The organism is Ruegeria sp. CE12, from assembly GCF_056537525.1.
Window position 1 is genome coordinate 1 of the sequence record NZ_JBQFRS010000064.1, and the last position, 924, is coordinate 924.

Sequence of the window (924 nt, forward strand, 5' to 3'; positions counted from 1 at the left end):
AGATAGGCGGCAGTGACGTCCTCAGCCTGCTCCAACAAAAGGCCTGACAAGATCAAATAACCGCCCTGCGCGGCATGACGCGCCATATCGGGGGCCAGTTCGATCAGTGGCCCCTTTAGGATATTGGCAAAGATCAAATCAAAGGGCGCACGGGCTGCGAGGGTGGGATGATCAAACCCTGCGGCTTGCACAGCCTCGATCCGATCTGCGAGGTCATTTGCTTGGGCGTTTACACGGGCGACATCAACCGCGATCTCATCAATATCAGAGGCCAGAACAGTCTGCGGAAAGACCCGTGCCGCAGCCAAGGCCAAGACCGCCGTGCCACAGCCAATATCAACCACATTTTTGAAAACATGGCCCTCAGTGAGCAGGCGATCAAACGCAATCAAACATCCAGAGGTGGTGCCGTGATGCCCTGTGCCAAAGGCCATTGCGGCCTCAATCAGCAAGGGCACGGCATCGTTTGGAACTGTATCGGCATCATGGCTGCCGTAAAGATAAAACCGCCCCGCGCGCACAGGGTGCAATTCACGGCGCACCTGCGCGACCCAATCAGTTTCGGGCAATTCTGAAACGACAAATTCCCGCGCGCCATGCGATGCCGCCAAAAGCGCCAATCCGATTTCATCAGGGGCCTCAAGGAAATAGCCGCCCACCTCCCACCGGCCAGAGCCATCTTCGATTTCAAAAACCCCTACGCCATAGGGCGCGGGATCAAGTGCCTCTATGGCCTCACCCAAGGCTTCGGCGGCGGATTTAGCAGGCAATGTGGTAAAGGCGGTAAAGGTCGTCATAAGCACCCTATTTGATCACGGTGGTGATGGGCGCGGCCACGGTTAAACCGCGCCGCGCAAGTAAGGTTTCATTCCCCGCCTCTGGATGACGCGGCACCAAAAGCGATAAGGCGAAAGATGTGGCAGC

General features: G+C 57.1%; 1 protein-coding gene. It reads right to left on the reverse strand.

What is annotated here, in order from left to right; genetic code table 11:
* Positions 1-797 (reverse strand): 50S ribosomal protein L11 methyltransferase (locus tag ACR0IO_RS23145; RefSeq protein ID WP_480745207.1); only part of this gene is annotated, 797 nt, incomplete at its 3' end.
* Between the last annotated feature and the right edge of the window lie 127 nt (positions 798-924).